Source organism: Pseudodesulfovibrio portus, assembly GCF_026000375.1.
In the GTDB taxonomy this organism is placed as follows: Bacteria; Desulfobacterota; Desulfovibrionia; order Desulfovibrionales; family Desulfovibrionaceae; genus Pseudodesulfovibrio; species Pseudodesulfovibrio portus.
The window spans coordinates 1,679,575-1,695,240 of record NZ_AP026708.1 but is presented as its reverse complement, the minus strand read 5'-3'; the positions used below and the strand labels follow the sequence as shown (position 1 = coordinate 1,695,240).

The following is a 15,666-nucleotide window of genomic DNA, read 5'->3' as shown; positions in this document are numbered from 1 at the left end:
GGAAACATTTCAAGTCAAGGTGCGCGGCCGTTCAGGCCGCGCACCTTTTTTTTGTCGTTTCAGCGGGTCGCCGGGTTCTTGACCTTGTAGAACATGGCGTACAGCACCGGGACCACGATCAGGGTCAGGATGGTGGCGAACGTCAGCCCGGACATGATGGTCACGGCCATGGACGAGAAGAAGGCGTCGAAGACCAGGGGAACCATGCCCAGGATGGTGGTGGCTGCGGCCATGGCCACGGGCCTGATGCGGCTGACGGCCGAGTGCACGACCGCCAGGTACGGGTCCTTGCCGTTTTCCAGCTCCAGCTTGATCTGGTCCAGCAACACCACGGCGTTCTTGATCAGCATGCCCGACAGGCTGAGGAAGCCGAGCAGGGCCATGAAGCCGAAGGGCGCGCCGGTTGCCAGCAGGCCGATGGCCACGCCGATTATGGCCAGGGGCACGGTCAGCCAGATGATGGCCGGGTTCCTGAGGTTGTTGAAGAGCATGATGGTCACCAGGATCATGACGATGAAGGGCAGCCCCAGGCAGGCGGCGAGGCTGGCCTGGGCGTCCGAGGAGTCCTCGTACTCGCCGCCCCATTCCATCATATAGCCCGGCGGCAGTTCCATGCCTTCAATCTGCGGCTGCAGCGTGGTGAGGAGCTCCGAGGGCAATCCCTCCACCGGGTCGCAGGAGGCCGTGATGGTCAGCATCCGGTTGCGCGTCTTGAGAGTGCCGAATTGCATTTCGGTCCGGAATTCGGAAACGATCTCCTCCACCGGGATCATGCGCCCGGCCACCGGGCTGAAGACCTGGACGTTGTCCAGTTCCTGTATCGACGAGCGTTCTTTTTCCGGCGGGCGGACCACGATGGGCAGCAGCTTGTCGCCCTCGCGGTACACACCCACGTTCCTGCCGTTGAAGAAGAGCTCGAGCGCTTCCGCGAGGCCGGGCCGCGTCACCCCGGCCAGTTTGGCCTGGGCTTCGGACATGACCGGGCGGACGACCTTCACTTCCTGCCGCCAGTTGTCGCGTACGCCGCGCGCCTTGCCCGACGCGTGCATGATCTCCTGAGCCTCCACGGACAACCGCTTCAGGACCTTTGTGTCCGGGCCGCTGAACCGGACCTCGATGGAGGCGTCGCGGCCGGGGCCGAGGCGGAATTTCTTGAACTTGGGTTCCGCGTCGGGGTATGACGCTTCGACTTTTTTCCGGTATTCGGACAGGACCGCGTCTACCTGGTGGTAGTCTTCCACCTCGACCAGCAGCATGCCGTAGGCCGAATTCGCCTTTTCCGGGGTGTAGGTCAGGATGAACCGGGGGCCGCCCTGGCCCACGAAGGTGGTCACCGAGGTGACCCGCTCGTCGTCGAGCAGCATCTTCTCGATTTCCGCCAGGTCGGCGCTGGTGGCCCGGATGTCCGTGCCCTGCGGCATCCAGTAGTGGATGAAGAAGCGGGGCTGCGTGGAGTCGGGGAAGAAGGACTGCTTGACGAAGCCGAAGCCGTAGACCGAGGCGGCCAGCAGGGCTGCCAGGGAAACCATTGTCGTGACCCGGTGACTCAGGCAGAACTCGAGGGCCCACCTGTAGCCGCGATAGACCGGGCCGCCGTAGGGGTCCTCGCCCTCGGCCACCGTGGGCTTGAGGAACATGTGGCACAGCAGCGGGGTGACGGTCACGGCCGTGACCCAGCTCATGAGCAGCGAGATGCAGAGCACGATGAACAGGGAGCGGCAGAATTCGCCCACCGCCGCCTCGCTCAGGCCGATGCCCGCAAAGGCCATGATGGCCACCACGGTGGCGCCGAGCAGGGGCCACTTGTTTTGTTCGACGATGTCCACGGAGGCCTGGAGCCGGTCCATGCCCTGCTGGTAGCGGATGAGGATGCCCTCGACCACGACGATGGCGTTGTCCACCAGCATGCCCAGCGCGATGATCAGCGCGCCCAGCGAGATGCGCTCCAGGGCGACCCCGGCCATCTGGATGAAGATGAACGAGCCGCAGATGGTGATGAGCAGGATGGCCCCGATGAGCACGCCCGACTGCATCCCCATGAAGAGGAGCAGGACCACGATGACGATGCCCACGGCCTCGGCCAGGTTGAGGACGAACGAGTTGACGGCGTCGTCCACGCGCGAGGACTGGAAGTAGACCTTGTCCACGTGCATCCCCAGCGGGGTCTGGGCCTGCAGCTCGGCCAGCCTGGCGTCGATGGCGTGGCCGAGGTCCACCACGTTGCCGGACGAGACCATGGAGATGCCCAGCGCCACGGACTCGGAAGTGTTGTAGCGCATGAGCTGCGACGGGGTGTCGGCGTAGCCGCGCCGTATGTCGGCGATGTCCCTGAGCGGGACCATGTTGCCGCTGGAGGCGTCCTTGATGAGCAGGTCGCCGAGGTCGCTCACGTCGCGGATGGTGCCGGTGGGGGATATCTCCACGTATTCCCGGCCTACGCGGACGTTGCCCGAGGGCACGACCAGGTTGCGCTGGGACAGGGCGTCGTACACGGACTCCATGGACAGCCCCATGCGGCTCATGCGGGCGCGGGATATCTCCACGAAGACCTGTTCCGGCTGGCTGCCCCAGGCCGTGATCTTGGCCACCCCGTCCACCAGCAGAAGCTCCTTGCGCAGGTAGTCGGCGAAGTCCTGGATGTCCTGGCGGGAATAGTCTTCGCCGGTGACGGCCAGGAGGATGCCGTATACGTCGCTGAAGTCGTCGACCACCACGGACGGCCCGGCCCCGGGGGGCAGGTCGCCCTGGGCGTCGTTGACCTTGCGCCGCAGTTCATCCCAGACCTGGGGCAGGGTGTCCTTGTCGTATTTGTCCATGACCTCCACCGTGACGATGGACTGGCCGGGGTTGTTGACGGACGAGACCTTGTCCAGCTGGCCCAGCTGCTGTGCGGCGGACTCGATGACGTCGGTCACCTCGTCGGCCACTTCGGCGGGCGTGGCGCCCGGATAGTTTGTCACGATCAGCGCCTGCTTGATGGTGAACTCGGGGTCCTCCAGGCGCGGCATGTCCATGAACGCGAGCGCTCCTCCCACGAGGAAGCAGATCGTCAGGACGAGCGTGATCGTCTTCTTGCGGATGGAAAATTCTGCCAGGTTCATTATTCACGGCCCCCGATGCGGCCGTTCAGGATCTTCACCTTCTGGCCTTCGCGCAGGTAGTTGACGCCGGCCGTCACGATCACGTCCCCGACGGCCACGCCGTTTTCCACGCGGAACATGTCGTTGACGATCCGGCCCACTTCGATTTCGCGCCGGGACACGGTGTTTTCCTTGTCCAGGACCCAGACGTACTTGTCCCCCCCGTCATCGCCCGTCACGGACGAGAAGGGGATGACCACGGCATTTTGGGTCTGGTCGGGAGAGAGGCTGCCCACTATTTCGGCGGTCATGCCGGGCTGGATGCCCAGGTCGGCGGGGTTGTCCATGGTCAGTGTGACCTTGTAGGTCTGGGTCTCGGCATTGGCGTTTGTCTGGTATTCCTTGACGCGCACGGGAATGAGGACGCCGGGCATGGACTCGAACCGGGCGTGGATGGAAGCGAGGTCGATGGTCTTGGTCTGGAAGGCCCCGATCCAGACGGATTCGGGCACGTCGATGACCACGTCCAGGGCCGATGTGTCGGCGAGCTCGACAATGGGCTCCTTGGCCTGGACGTACTCGTGGTTGGACGGGATCTTCCTGGCGATATAACCGCTGAAAGGCGCTTCCAGGCGGGTGTATTGCAGATTCAGTTCGGCCCGGCGCAGGGACTGCTCCATGGACTGGACCTCGGAGCGGCTGGTCTCGAAATTGGATTGGGCCGTGTCAAAGGCGGACTGGGCGATGATGGATTGCTCCAGGAGCTGGCGGTTGCGCTCGATGTTGAGTCGGGCCTCCTTGAGCACGGAGCGGGCACCGGCAAGCTTGGCCCGGAGATCGGCCACTGCGGCCTGGTAGTCCCGCTGGTCCAGCATGGCGATGAGCTGTCCCTTTTCAACGTAATCCCCTTCCTTCACGTCCAGGCGGACGATCTGGCCGGAGATGCGGAAGGCCAGGGAGGCCTCCCTGGTCGCCTTGACCTTGCCCGGGAATGTCCGGGTGGCGTTCTCGGTGCTGTCGGCCACTTCATAGACCCTGACCGGCCGGATCGGATCGGCCTTTGTCATTTCTTCCTTGCAACCGGCCAGGACGGCCAGGGCCAGTACGGCCAGAGCCATGGCAATGACGCTGTCTCTCTTCATGTTGTCTTCCCTCGGTGTGAGTTAATCAGTTGATTAATTTCAGGTGAAAAAAAATTATGCCCAGTACTTCGGCATGCCGGACTGGAGTATGGTGATAACGGTTTGTTTGTAGGCTTCAAGCACTGTGTCGTCGTCGAGGCAGGAGCCGCCGCCCAGCAGGTAGTCGGAGAAAATCATGCCGAGGGTCGCCGTGAATCCGAGGGTGCGGAATGCGGGATCGTCGGGGATGTTTATGCCCAGCCTGTCGATGTTGGCCACAAACACGGCTTCGGCCTTGGAGTGAAAATCCTCCCGCAGGTCGTGCAGGTCCTCAGAGTCGTGATTGAGCTCCTTGAGACCCACCAGGTAGACGTCCCGGTTCATCCGTGCGCTGTCCAGCACGCTGCTCACGAATCGCCTGATCAGGTCGTTCTGGGACGTGGCTTGCTCCAGGGCCAGGCCGGATTCGTACGACAACAGCCGGTCGAAGCGGAGAAATATCTCGCGCAGCAGCCCGACCTTGCCGCCGAAGTAGTAGGATATCATGGCGCTGTTCACCCCGGCCTCGGCCGCGATGTCGCGGATGCCCACCGAGTTGAAGGAGCGCTTGGCAAAAAGCCTGGCCCCGGCCTCGAGTATGATTTCCTTCTTGGTCATGGGGGTGTTTAATCATTTGATTAGCGGATGTCAATCATTTGATTAAATTTCACAAACTGCTTATATAATTACACTAATATGACAATCAATCCTGTGTTTCTGCAAAAGAAGCAGGCCGTGAACTGGCGGGTTGCGCCGGGACGTTTTCCCCTGCGCAACCACGGCTTGCATCTCGCCGGGTTTCGGTATAGGTAGGCCTTTCCCCGTTTCGGCGGGGTTACATCATATTATAAGGAAGACGGTAAGACTGCATGATCAAAATCCGCAAAAACGACAGGGAAGCTGCCTTCGACGACGAGCAATTCGTCGACAAGTCGAAGGTCGTATCCGCCCACCGTTTCGACGACATTTCCGAAATCGACACCCAAATTTTGAACCTGCTGGAAAAGCGGGCCTTTCTCATCCGCAAGGAAGGGGCCTGGCGCAAGTCCCGGCAGAAGTCCCTGGTGGACCCCAAGCTGGAAAAGCTGCTGCGCGGCTCCTTCGACAAGCAGTCGGGCGACCGCGGCCTGGACGCCAAGCTTTCCCGCCAGCTGTTCACCCTGCTCAACCAGTTCTCCCTGGCCGACGTCCGCAAGGCGTTCACCGGCGAGGGGTACAAGCTGGCTCCGCGCGTGGAGAAGATCAACGCGTCCATAGCCGGGCCGCGCTCCTTCCGCCACACCCGCATGATGCTGGCCATGGCCGCAGCCTCGGGCGCGCGGACGCAGCTCTCCCCGGTGACCATGAACGCCCCAAACAAGGACCTGGCCAAGGCCCTCAAGCAGGTGGGCGCGCCCATCTCCTGGGATGACGACTGGATCAGGAACGACGGCGGCAAATTTCTCGAATTCGAGGGGGCCATGGCCTTTGTGGGCGAGGACCCGTTCAACTTCTATATGCTGCTTTGCCTGGCCCTGGGCCATGCGGGCCGCTGCAAGTTCACGGGCAAGCCCGCCCTGCAGCTGCTGGACGCGGCGGCGTTGAACAAGGTGCTGCCCCGCCTGGGCGCCCGCCTGGTGCCCATGAACCCGAACAACCCCGGCCTGCCCGTGCGGCTGGAGTGCGGCGGCGCCATGGACGAGGAAGTGACCCTGCCCGGCGGCATCGAGCCGGATTTCGCGGCCGCCCTGACCCTGGCCGCCTGGTCCTTCCCCGGCGGGCTGACCATCAAGGGCCTGACCGCCGCCGCCCGCATTCGCGTGGCCGAGGCCGTGGACGTGCTCAAGGGTTGCTCCATCAAGGCCGAGCTGGGCAAGGACTTCGTGACCGTGTCCGACGGCATCCCGGTCATCGAGGAGAACCCGGTCCTGCCGCTGTCCGTCAAGCTCAACTCCATGCTCCTGGCCCTGCCGGTCATGTCCGGCGGCTCCATCAACATCCAGGGCTCCTGGCCGAAGAACGACCAGGCCGACCTGGTCCTGGCCGAGCTGCGCAAGCTCGGCGTCCGGGTGGACGTCGCCACCGAGAACATCATCGCCACCATGGAGGGGTCGCAGCCCGAATCCGTGGACATCGTCCTCGGCGAGAACGACGAGCTCATGCCCCTGGCTCTGGCCCTGGCCCTCAAGGTCCGGAACGCCAGGCTGTCCGGCAAGGACAACGACGTGGCCCTGGAGCTGCTCGACCGCATGGGCGCCAGCTACGAGCTGACCGACGACGGCATCGAGCTGAAGCCCTTCAGCGCCAACTGGGACGGCACCTGGTTCAGCCCGGACCCGATCTGGTCCATGGGTTGCGCCCTGGCCGCTTACGCCGTGCCCGGCATCGTTTTGGAGAACCACGGCGAGGTGACGTCCACCTGGCCGGAATTCTGGAACTTCTACAACTCCCTGCCCACCGGCAAGATGAAGCCCAAGCCGGTACGAGAGAAGAAAGATGACCCACGCAGACGAATCAAAATCCGCTAGCCCCGCACAGCAGGGGGAAGCGCGCCTGAGCGACGATATCCCGACCCTGGAGGCCGAAGTGGCCCAGCTCACCCTCGAGCGGGAAAAGACCATCAAGGCCATCCGGGATCTGAGGGAGGCCGAGGACCCGGCCAGGCGCATCTTCCATCACGAAGAGATATTCCGGATGCAGCAGGAAAAGCTGCGTCTTGACGTGGACATCAAGTTCCGCACCAACAAGATCAACCGGATCAACCTCGGCATGGACGAGGCGCAGGTGGCGGACGGGATCAAAGGCGGCTTCCTGTTCTGATCCGTTGAAAAGGGCATGGCCGCCGCGTGGCGGAGGGAAAGCCGAGCCCCGGTCCCGCTCTTTTGCACAGATCAGGAAAGTCGCTGCTGGAAATAGAGGAAACAATGTCCCGTTCGGCATGGAGGCCGGGGAGATGAGAGCCCCATGGCCGCACATCCTCGCCGGGCGGTTTTGAGAGAGACCCTTTTGCGATTTCGAGGAGGAGTAATGGGCAAGTCCATCACACACAAGATCATAGAGAAACACCTTGTCTCCGGGGAAATGGTCCCGGGCAGCGAGGTGGGTCTGCGCATCGACCAGACCCTGACCCAGGACGCCACCGGCACCATGGCCTGGCTCCAGTTCGAGGCCATCGGCATCGGCAAGGTCAAGACCGACCTGTCCGTCAGCTACGTGGACCACAACACCCTGCAGATGGGCTTCCGCAACCCGGACGACCATCGCTTCCTCCGCACCGTGGCCGCCAAGTCCGGCGCGGTCTTCTCCCCGGCGGGCACCGGCATCTGTCATCAGCTTCACCTGGAGAATTTCGCCAAGCCCGGCGCGACCCTGATCGGTTCCGACTCCCATACGCCCACTGCGGGCGGCATCGGCTCCATGGCCATGGGCGCGGGCGGGTTGTCCGTGGCGCTGGCCATGGCCGGCGAGGCCTACTTCATTCCCATGCCCAAGGTGGTCAAGGTTGAACTGACCGGCGAACTGACCGGCTGGGCCGCAGGCAAGGACGTCATCCTCGAGCTGCTTCGTCGCCTGACCGTCAAGGGCGGCGTGGGCAAGGTCTTCGAATACGCCGGTCCCGGCGTGGCCACGCTGTCCGTGCCCGACCGGGCCACCATCACCAACATGGGCGCGGAACTCGGGGCCACCACCTCCATCTTCCCGTCCGACGACCGGACCAGGGATTTCCTGGAGAAGATGGGCCGCGGCTCCGACTGGATGGAACTGGTCGCCGACGCCGACGCCGAGTACGACGAGGTCATCACCATCGACCTGTCCGAGCTGGAACCCATGGTCGCCCAGCCGCACATGCCTGACCAGGTGTGCAAGGTGAAGGAACTGGCCGGGTTGAAGATCGACCAGTGCGCCATCGGCTCCTGCACCAACTCCTCCTACTCCGATCTCAAGAACACCGCCCAGATCCTGTCCGGCAAAAAGACCCCGCCCGAGACCGACCTGCTCATTTCCCCCGGCTCCAAGCAGGTCATGAAGATGCTCTCCCGCGAGGGGCTCATCGAACCCCTGCTGGACGCCGGAGCGCGCGTACTTGAGTGCACCTGCGGCCCGTGCATCGGCATGGGCGGCTCCCCCACCTCCGGGGGCGTGTCCGTGCGTACCTTCAACCGCAACTTCGAAGGCCGGTCCGGCACCCAGGACGGCAAGATATATCTCGTGAGCGCGCAGACTGCGGCCCGCCTGTCCCTGGAGGGCGAATTCTCCGATCCGGCCACCTGGGGCCCGGCTCCCGAGCGCGTGGAGCTGCCCGAGGACGTGCCCTCCATTCGCGACCTGTTCGTGTTCCCGCCCGAGGACGGTTCTTCCGTGGAAGTCCTGCGCGGCCCCAACATCGTGGCCCTGGAGGACTTCGACAAGCTGCCTGAGACCGTGGAGGCCAAGGTGCTGCTCAAGGTGGAGGACAACATCACCACCGACCACATCCTGCCCGCGGGCGCGGAGATCACGGCCCTGCGGTCCAACATCCCGGCCATCAGCCAGTACATCTTCTCCCGCGTGGACGCGGAGTTCGTCGGCCGCATGAAGGACCACGGCAAGGGCGTCATCCTGGGCGGCGAGAACTACGGCCAGGGCTCCAGCCGCGAGCACGCGGCGCTGGGTCCGCGCCACCTCGGCGTCAAGGCGGTCATCGTCAAGTCCCTGGCCCGCATCCACCGCGCCAACCTGGTCAACTTCGGCATCCTGCCGCTGCTCCTGGTGGCCCCGGCGGATTACGACAGGCTCAGTGAAGGCGACGACCTGACCATCCCCGCCTCCGCCATGACCCCCGGCGGCACCGTCGAGATCGGTTTGGCCGATGGCGGGAAGGTGGCGGTCACAAATGATTTGACCAAAAAGGAACTGGAGATTATCCAGGCAGGTGGCCTCCTCAACGCCGTACGCGAAGGCCAGTCCTAAAACGATACGATCCGGCAGCCGCCCGGGGTGGGCGGCTGCCGGTCAAAAGAGTTACTGGAGCGAAAATGTTAGACATAATGCGTAAGAACGCATCAGGCTGGATCGTCAAGATTCTTTTTGCCGTTATCATCGTCGTCTTTGTCTTTGCCTTCGGCATGTCCGGGCTGAACTCCACCGGCGATCCGGTGCTGGCCAAGGTCGGCGACCAGGTCGTCACCAGGGCCGAGTTTGAAACGGTATACCAGCGCATGGCCGAGGCCGTTTCACGCTCCAACCCCGACGTTCCCAGGGAACAGCTCCAGAGCCCGGAATTCCGCAAGATGGTCCTGGGCGACCTGCTCAGCAGGAAGCTGCTGCTGGCCGAGGCCGAAAAGCTCGGCATCGCCGCATCGGACAAGGAAGTGTTTGCGGGCATCGCCGTCCAGAAGGGCTTCCAGGACGCGAACGGCAGGTTCGACAAGGATATTTACGCAGCGGTCCTGCGCCAGAACCGCATGACCCCGGCCCAGTTCGAGGCGGATTTCAAGCAGCAGCTGATCATGAGCAAGGTCAAGGACGCCGTGGCCTCCTCGGCCAGGGTCACCGCTGAGCAGGCCCGCCAGATGTACGACTGGGTGGGCGAACAGGTCCGCATCGACTACATTCAGGTCAAGGCCGCCATGTTCGTGGATGACGCCGCCGTGTCCGGCGACGAGGTCAATGCCTTTTACGAGGCCAACAAGGAGCGGTTCAAGATTCCCGAACGGATCAAGATCCGCCAGTTGGTGTTCACGCCCGTGGAGCTGGCCAAGAACCAGGCCGTGACCGACGAGGAAGTGGCTGCCTACTACGCGGCCAACCAGGCCTCCATGGAAGAGGGCGAGCAGGTCAAGGCCCGCCACATTCTGGTCATGGTCAAGGACACCGACCCCGACTCCGTGAAGACCGAAGCCAAGAAGAAGATCGAGATGGTGCTTGAGAAGGCCAAGTCCGGCGAGGACTTCGCCAAGCTGGCACAGGAATATTCCGAAGGTCCCACCGGCCCGTCCGGCGGCGACCTCGGCTGGTTCGGGCGCGGCGCCATGGTGCCCGCCTTCGAAGAGGCCGCGTTCGGCGCCGCCAAGGGCGACATCGTCGGCCCGGTCAAGTCCCGGTTCGGCTGGCACGTCATCAAGGTGGAGGACCGCAAGGAAGGCTCCGCCCGGACCCTGGACGACGCCAAGGACGAAATCCGCATCCAGATCGCCCAGGAAAAGGCGTCCGAGCAGGTCCAGGACCTTCTGGACCAGTCCCTGGACCGGCTGGTGTCCGGCATGACCCTTGAAGACATCGCCAAAGAACTCGGCCTGGAAGTTGTTTCGGGCGAGCCCATGCCCGCCGATTTCCTGAGCCAGGCCTACGGCGTCACTCCCGAGGTGACCCAGGCCCTCAAGGAGCTGGCTCCGGGCAAGGCGTACGAGTCGCCCGTGAACATCAACGGCGGCTACATGCTGGTGGAAAAGGTCGAAGACGTTCCTGCCGCCTACATGGAAATCGACAAGGTGACTCCCGCCATCACCAATCTGCTCAAGAATCAGAAGACCGCCGAACTGGCCGGGAACAAGGCCGACGAGATTCACAAGGCCCTGATCGCCGACCCCGTCGGCGCGGAAAAAACCTATGAGCGCAAGATAGCCGTGTCGGAACCCTTTGACCGCCAGGGCAACATCACCGGCCTGGGCGCGAGCCAGGAACTGGCCGAGGCCGTGTTCGCGGCCAAGGATACCGCCTGGCTGCCCGATGTCTACGTCATCAACAACAGCGCGGTCATCGCCCGCCTGGACGAACGCATCCCGGCCTCCGAAGCCACCTGGGAACAGCAGAAGGACTTCTGGATGGAACAGGCCGGCAACGCCTACAAGCAGGAAATGCTCGCGGCCTACATGGACGAGCTGAGCAAGAACGCCGACATCGAGATCACGCGGCCCGATCTGCTTCAGTAAACGAAACAATCCCTTGAATGCGAAACGCCCTGCCGGACCCGGCAGGGCGTTTTTTCGTGTTCCCGGATGCGTGCGATGCGCTCAGGGCATTCGGAGGATTGCGTAAAATCCTGCGGACAGATGGCCGTGCATGGTGGCGTAGGTCACTTCTTCGAAGGCGAGGGTCTCGAAATCGAAGAACAGGGCTTCCATGTGGTTGCGGTCGTGATGACGGAGGATGCCGCCGTCGCCGGAGTCGAAGGTGCCGTAGACGCCGTACCGCTCCTTGCCGTCGCGGTAGCGGTCGAGATTGCGCTTGTCGCGGTTGAGCAGGAAGTCGTTGACGTAGAGGATGGAGCCGGGCTTGAGCACGCGCTTGAGCTCGATGAGGGTCTCGGCCTGGGTCCGGGTCTCGGGCATGCAGGTCAGGACCGCGAGCATGACGGCGGCGTCGAACGTGTCGTCGGCGCAGGGCAGGGGGCCGCCGGGATAGGCGTTCAGGTCCAGGCCGGGGTTCTCCTTCCGGCCCCGCTCAATGAGGGAGTCCGCGAAGTCGATGCCGGTCAGCTTGGTGTATCCGGCGTCACGCAGTTCGGCCAGGGTCCGGCCGTATCCGCAACCGAAGTCGAGGACGGCGGCGTCTTCCGGGACGTGCTGCCGGAACGCGTCAAGCCTGAAGGTGGAGGTGAAGTCCTTGGCCGCGCAGTTTTCGTTCCAGTACCGTTGTTGGTCTTCCATGGAAAGTACCTAAAGCGTCAGGCGGACCGTGTAAAGGTTTCTGCCGCGCTGTACGCGCATGAGCACGGTCTTCTGCATACGGTTGCGCAGGAAGGCGTTGAGCAGGTCGATGCCCGAGGCCAGTCGCCGGTTGCCGATCTGGTGGATGATGTCGCCGGGATTGAGGCCGAGCTTGGCCGCTGCCGAGCCGGGCGTGATGTCGGTCACTTCCGCGCCGGAGCCACTGCTGCGGTCGGAGAGGTCGAAGCCCCACCTGGAGCGGACCAGCTCGAGGGCCATCCCCTTGTCCAGGACCTGCGGGTGCAGGGTGTGCGCGACCTCGCGGCCGTCGCGCAGAGTCGTCACGGTCAGGGATTCGGACTTGGTGACGTTGAACAGCCGGGTCAGGTAGTCGTCCTTGTCGGTCACGGTCCGACCGTTCATGGACACGATGATGTCGCCCGCGCGGATGCCGGACCGGGCCGCCGGGGTGTCGGGGTAGACCTCGGACACGAGCATGCCGTGCAGGTCCTTGAGGTTGAAGTAGCGGGCCACGGATTGGTCCACGTCCTGGCCGAACACGCCCAGCCAGATGGGCGAGACATGGCCGGAGGAGAGCAGCTCGTTGACCACCAGCCGCGCCTTGTTGATGGGGATGGCGAAGCCGATGCCCTCTGCCCGGGCCAGGATGGCGGTGTTGATGCCGATCAGCTCGCCGTTGATGTTCAGCAGCGGTCCGCCGGAGTTGCCGGGGTTGATGGCCGCGTCGGTCTGGATGAAGCTGCCGGACGAGCCCGCGTTGGTCTGCATGGGGCGGTTCAGGGCCGAGACCACGCCGGTGGTCACGGTGTGGGAATAGCCGAAGGGGTTGCCGATGGCGATGACGGTCTCGCCGATGTAGATGTCGCTGGAATCGCCCATGGCCACCTGGGGCAGGCGGGAGGCGTCCTTGAGCTTGAGCACGGCCAGGTCGAAGTCCGCGTCCGAGCCCACCAGTTCGGCTTCGAAGTCGCGGCCGTCGTTGAGCCGGACCGTGATGTCGCCGCCCGAGGCCACCACGTGGGCGTTGGTCAGGACCAGCGCCTTGTCGCCGTCGATGATCACGCCGGACCCCAGGCTCTGGGATTTCCGCTCCCGCTGCTTGCCGTAGTATTTCTCGAAGAACTGGTCGAAGAAGGGGTCGCCGAAGGGCGAGCGTCCGGTCTTGGAGGTCGTGACCACGGTGATGTTGACCACCGAGGGGGAGACCGCCCGGACCGCCTCCACCACCGGTGTGCGCCGATGGTCGGCCAGGGCCGGGAGGGTCGCGGAGAGCAGAAGGATCGTTGCCAGTAGGGGGATGGTGTGTTTCATGCCGTGTTACCTGTCGTGGGCCATGGCGTGGAGCCGGGCGATGCGGTCTTCGATGGGCGGATGAGTGGCGAACAGGGATGCCGCCCGTCGGCCCGAGAAGGGGTTGACGATGAACATGTTTTCCGTGGCCGGGCTGCCCTGGAGCGGAATCTGCCGGGAGGCGGCGTCCAGCTTGCCCAGCGCGCCCGCCAGGTGCAGGGGGTTGGACAGCCGCGCGCCGGTGGCGTCGGCCAGGTACTCGCGGGACCGGGAGATGGCCATCTGGATCAGGGCGGCGGCGATGGGCGCGAGAAAGGCCATGGCCAGGGCGGCCAGGGGATTGCCTCGGTCCTCGTCGTCGGAAAAGCTGCCGAAGATGGCCGTGAACTGGAGCATGTTGGCGATGAACACGATGGCCCCGGCCAGGACCGCCGCGATGGTCTGGATGAGGATGTCCCGGTTGGCGATGTGGCCGAGCTCGTGGGCGAGCACGCCGCGCAGTTCGTCGGGGCTCAGGATGTTGACGATGCCTCGCGTGACCGCCACCACGGCGTTCTCCGGGTTGCGGCCCGTGGCAAAGGCGTTGGGGGCGTCCTGGGGGATGAGGAAGATGCGAGGCTTGGGGATGCCCGCCTTGTGGGCCATTTCCTCCACCACCCGGTGGATGTGCGGAGCGTCGCCGGGCGAGAGCTCGGCGGCCTTGTACATTCTCAGGACGATCTTGTCCGAGTACCAGTAGCTGCCCACGTTCATGAGCATGGCCAACCCGAAGGCCAGGAAGAGTCCGGCCCGGCCGCCCATGGCGCCGCCGATGAGCATCAGCAGGCCGGTGAGCAGCCCCAGAAGAAGTATGGTTTTGATCTGACTGGTCATGTCGGGGATTCCTCCGAATACGATGTATTGCCAGTAGATAGGAATTTCGGCGGGGACGTCAAGGCGGGAGGGGCGAATCGCTGCAATTGCAGTCGGACCGGATTCCCCGGCCCGTCATGGCGGCCCGCCTGTCGTCCATGCGAACCAATTCAATTAAAAAATTGATCAGACAGGGAAATAGTTATAATAATGTGAGCGATGTCCCACCCTACTCCACGAGGTCGAGCATGAGAACCTGTCAGGACGAGTCCGTTGACGCCAAGAACACCGACATACCCGTCGTCGGTCAGGCCAAGATAAACAACCCCATCAAATTCGGCCGGTTCGTCCACGAAGACGATGCCGTGCTGGTGAACATTTCCCGGCGCAGCATCCTGGGCGCGGGCAAGGGACGCAAGAAACCTGAAATGGCCTTTTTCGAGCCCGCCGGACCCAGGAGCAAAATTTATTACGACGCCAGCAAGACCAAGTGCGCGGTGGTCACCTGCGGCGGGCTGTGTCCCGGTCTCAACGACGTCATCCGGGCCATCGTCATGGCCGCCCACCATGAATACAAGGTCCCGTCAGTGCTCGGCATCAAGTTCGGGCTGGAGGGGTTCATCCCGGAATACGGGCACGACGTGATCGAGCTGACCCCGGAGTACGTCAGCCGCATCCACGAGTTCGGCGGCACCATACTGGGCAGTTCGCGCGGTCCCCAGGACCCGGAAGCCATCGTGGACGCCCTGGAACGCATGAACGTCTCCATCCTGTTCATGATCGGCGGGGACGGCACCATGCGCGCCGCCTCCAAGGTAGTGGAGGAGATATCCTCGCGCGGGTTGTCCATCTCCGTGGTGGGACTGCCCAAGACCATCGACAACGACATCAATTTTGCCTCGCCGTCCTTTGGTTTCGACACCTCGGTGGAGACGGCGGCCATGGCCATCAAGGGAGCCCACGTGGAAGCCACCGGCGCGCCCTGGGGCATCGGCATGGTCAAGGTCATGGGACGCGACGCGGGCTACATCGCGGCCCAGTCCTCCCTGTCCTGCCAGGAGGTCAACTTCTGCCTCATCCCGGAGGACCCCTTCGACATTCAGGGAGAGAACGGCTTCCTGGCCGCCCTGGAAGAGCGCATGCGCGGGTCCGGCAACGCCGTCATCGTGGTGGCCGAAGGCGCGGGACAGGATCTGCTCAAGGCTTCGGGCCGCAAGGACAGGTCCGGCAACGCCCGCTTGAGCGATATAGCGACCCTGCTCAGGGAGGAGATCATGGATCACTTCAGGGCGCAGTCCATCGAGCCGACCCTCAAGTACATCGACCCGAGCTATATCATCCGATCGGTCCCCGCCAACGCCAACGACCGCATCTATTGCTCCTTCCTCGGCATCCACGCCGTGCACGCGGGCATGACCGGACGCACGGGACTGGTCATCTCCCGCTGGAACGGCCGGTACGTGCATATTCCCATGGACCTGGTCACCAAGGGCAAAAAACGGATCAACACCTGTTCCAACTACTGGCGGGCCGTGCTGGAGTCCACGGGCCAGCCCGTTTCCATGAAAAACACTAAGTCGAAATAATAATTATTCTTGATCTCTGTGTTTGAGCTGTGTATGTTACCCGGAATGTTGGATAATTAGTTTTCAAGGC

General features: G+C 63.5%; 11 protein-coding genes. 5 read left to right on the top strand and 6 right to left on the bottom strand.

Annotation, left to right across the window (positions count from 1 at the left end):
* Positions 1-59 precede the first annotated feature (59 nt).
* The 3 genes from OO730_RS08175 to OO730_RS08165 are packed head-to-tail and all read right to left on the bottom strand — an operon-like array spanning position 60 to position 4,858.
* Entirely contained in the window at positions 60-3,101 is a 3,042-nt protein-coding gene (locus OO730_RS08175; protein ID WP_264984094.1) for an efflux RND transporter permease subunit, read from the bottom strand.
* On the bottom strand, positions 3,101-4,222 hold the full coding sequence (locus OO730_RS08170; RefSeq protein WP_264984093.1) for an efflux RND transporter periplasmic adaptor subunit: 1,122 nt from the start codon (positions 4,220-4,222) through the stop codon (positions 3,101-3,103). The genes OO730_RS08175 and OO730_RS08170 overlap by 1 nt, the downstream gene beginning before the upstream one ends.
* A 54-nt stretch (positions 4,223-4,276) precedes the next feature.
* On the bottom strand, positions 4,277-4,858 hold the full coding sequence (locus tag OO730_RS08165) for a TetR/AcrR family transcriptional regulator (RefSeq protein ID WP_264984092.1): 582 nt from the start codon (positions 4,856-4,858) through the stop codon (positions 4,277-4,279).
* Between the two features lie 251 nt (positions 4,859-5,109).
* Here OO730_RS08165 and OO730_RS08160 point away from each other — a divergent pair, with 251 nt between their 5' ends.
* From OO730_RS08160 to OO730_RS08145, 4 genes are all read left to right on the top strand, one after another.
* Entirely contained in the window at positions 5,110-6,747 is a 1,638-nt protein-coding gene (locus OO730_RS08160) for a chorismate mutase (protein ID WP_264984091.1), read from the top strand.
* Positions 6,716-7,039 (top strand): hypothetical protein, encoded by a 324-nt coding sequence (locus tag OO730_RS08155; RefSeq protein WP_264984090.1) that lies wholly within the window; start codon positions 6,716-6,718, stop codon positions 7,037-7,039. Before OO730_RS08160 ends, OO730_RS08155 begins: the two co-directional genes overlap by 32 nt.
* Before the next feature lie 207 nt (positions 7,040-7,246).
* Complete coding sequence (locus OO730_RS08150) at positions 7,247-9,169, top strand: aconitate hydratase (RefSeq protein WP_264984089.1); 1,923 nt, start codon at positions 7,247-7,249, stop codon at positions 9,167-9,169.
* A gap of 65 nt (positions 9,170-9,234) precedes the next feature.
* The gene (locus tag OO730_RS08145) at positions 9,235-11,130 is read left to right on the top strand and encodes a peptidylprolyl isomerase (RefSeq protein WP_264984088.1); all 1,896 of its coding nucleotides are present in this window, start codon (positions 9,235-9,237) and stop codon (positions 11,128-11,130) included.
* Positions 11,131-11,211: 81 nt separating this feature from the next.
* On the opposite strand, the gene OO730_RS08140 is transcribed toward OO730_RS08145, so the two are convergent.
* The 3 genes from OO730_RS08140 to OO730_RS08130 are packed head-to-tail and all read right to left on the bottom strand — an operon-like array spanning position 11,212 to position 14,031.
* On the bottom strand, positions 11,212-11,847 hold the full coding sequence (locus tag OO730_RS08140) for a class I SAM-dependent methyltransferase (protein ID WP_264984087.1): 636 nt from the start codon (positions 11,845-11,847) through the stop codon (positions 11,212-11,214).
* 9 nt (positions 11,848-11,856) lie between these two features.
* The gene (locus tag OO730_RS08135) at positions 11,857-13,179 is read right to left on the bottom strand and encodes a trypsin-like peptidase domain-containing protein (protein ID WP_264984086.1); all 1,323 of its coding nucleotides are present in this window, start codon (positions 13,177-13,179) and stop codon (positions 11,857-11,859) included.
* A 6-nt stretch (positions 13,180-13,185) separates the two neighbouring features.
* On the bottom strand, positions 13,186-14,031 hold the full coding sequence (locus tag OO730_RS08130; protein ID WP_264984085.1) for a zinc metalloprotease HtpX: 846 nt from the start codon (positions 14,029-14,031) through the stop codon (positions 13,186-13,188).
* 227 nt (positions 14,032-14,258) lie between these two features.
* Here OO730_RS08130 and OO730_RS08125 point away from each other — a divergent pair, with 227 nt between their 5' ends.
* Entirely contained in the window at positions 14,259-15,596 is a 1,338-nt protein-coding gene (locus tag OO730_RS08125) for an ATP-dependent 6-phosphofructokinase (protein WP_264984084.1), read from the top strand.
* Positions 15,597-15,666: the final 70 nt, after the last annotated feature.

Bases quoted from the DNA above. Each gene is read 5' to 3' on its own strand.
- OO730_RS08130 (WP_264984085.1), bottom strand. From the start codon at position 14,031: ATGACCAGTCAGATCAAAACCATACTTCTTCTGGGGCTGCTCACCGGC.
- OO730_RS08155 (WP_264984090.1), top strand. From the start codon at position 6,716: ATGACCCACGCAGACGAATCAAAATCCGCTAGCCCCGCACAGCAGGGG.
- OO730_RS08150 (WP_264984089.1), top strand. From the start codon at position 7,247: ATGGGCAAGTCCATCACACACAAGATCATAGAGAAACACCTTGTCTCC.
- OO730_RS08135 (WP_264984086.1), bottom strand. From the start codon at position 13,179: ATGAAACACACCATCCCCCTACTGGCAACGATCCTTCTGCTCTCCGCG.
- OO730_RS08165 (WP_264984092.1), bottom strand. From the start codon at position 4,858: ATGACCAAGAAGGAAATCATACTCGAGGCCGGGGCCAGGCTTTTTGCC.
- OO730_RS08140 (WP_264984087.1), bottom strand. From the start codon at position 11,847: ATGGAAGACCAACAACGGTACTGGAACGAAAACTGCGCGGCCAAGGAC.
- OO730_RS08160 (WP_264984091.1), top strand. From the start codon at position 5,110: ATGATCAAAATCCGCAAAAACGACAGGGAAGCTGCCTTCGACGACGAG.
- OO730_RS08125 (WP_264984084.1), top strand. From the start codon at position 14,259: ATGAGAACCTGTCAGGACGAGTCCGTTGACGCCAAGAACACCGACATA.
- OO730_RS08170 (WP_264984093.1), bottom strand. From the start codon at position 4,222: ATGAAGAGAGACAGCGTCATTGCCATGGCTCTGGCCGTACTGGCCCTG.
- OO730_RS08145 (WP_264984088.1), top strand. From the start codon at position 9,235: ATGTTAGACATAATGCGTAAGAACGCATCAGGCTGGATCGTCAAGATT.
- OO730_RS08175 (WP_264984094.1), bottom strand. From the start codon at position 3,101: ATGAACCTGGCAGAATTTTCCATCCGCAAGAAGACGATCACGCTCGTC.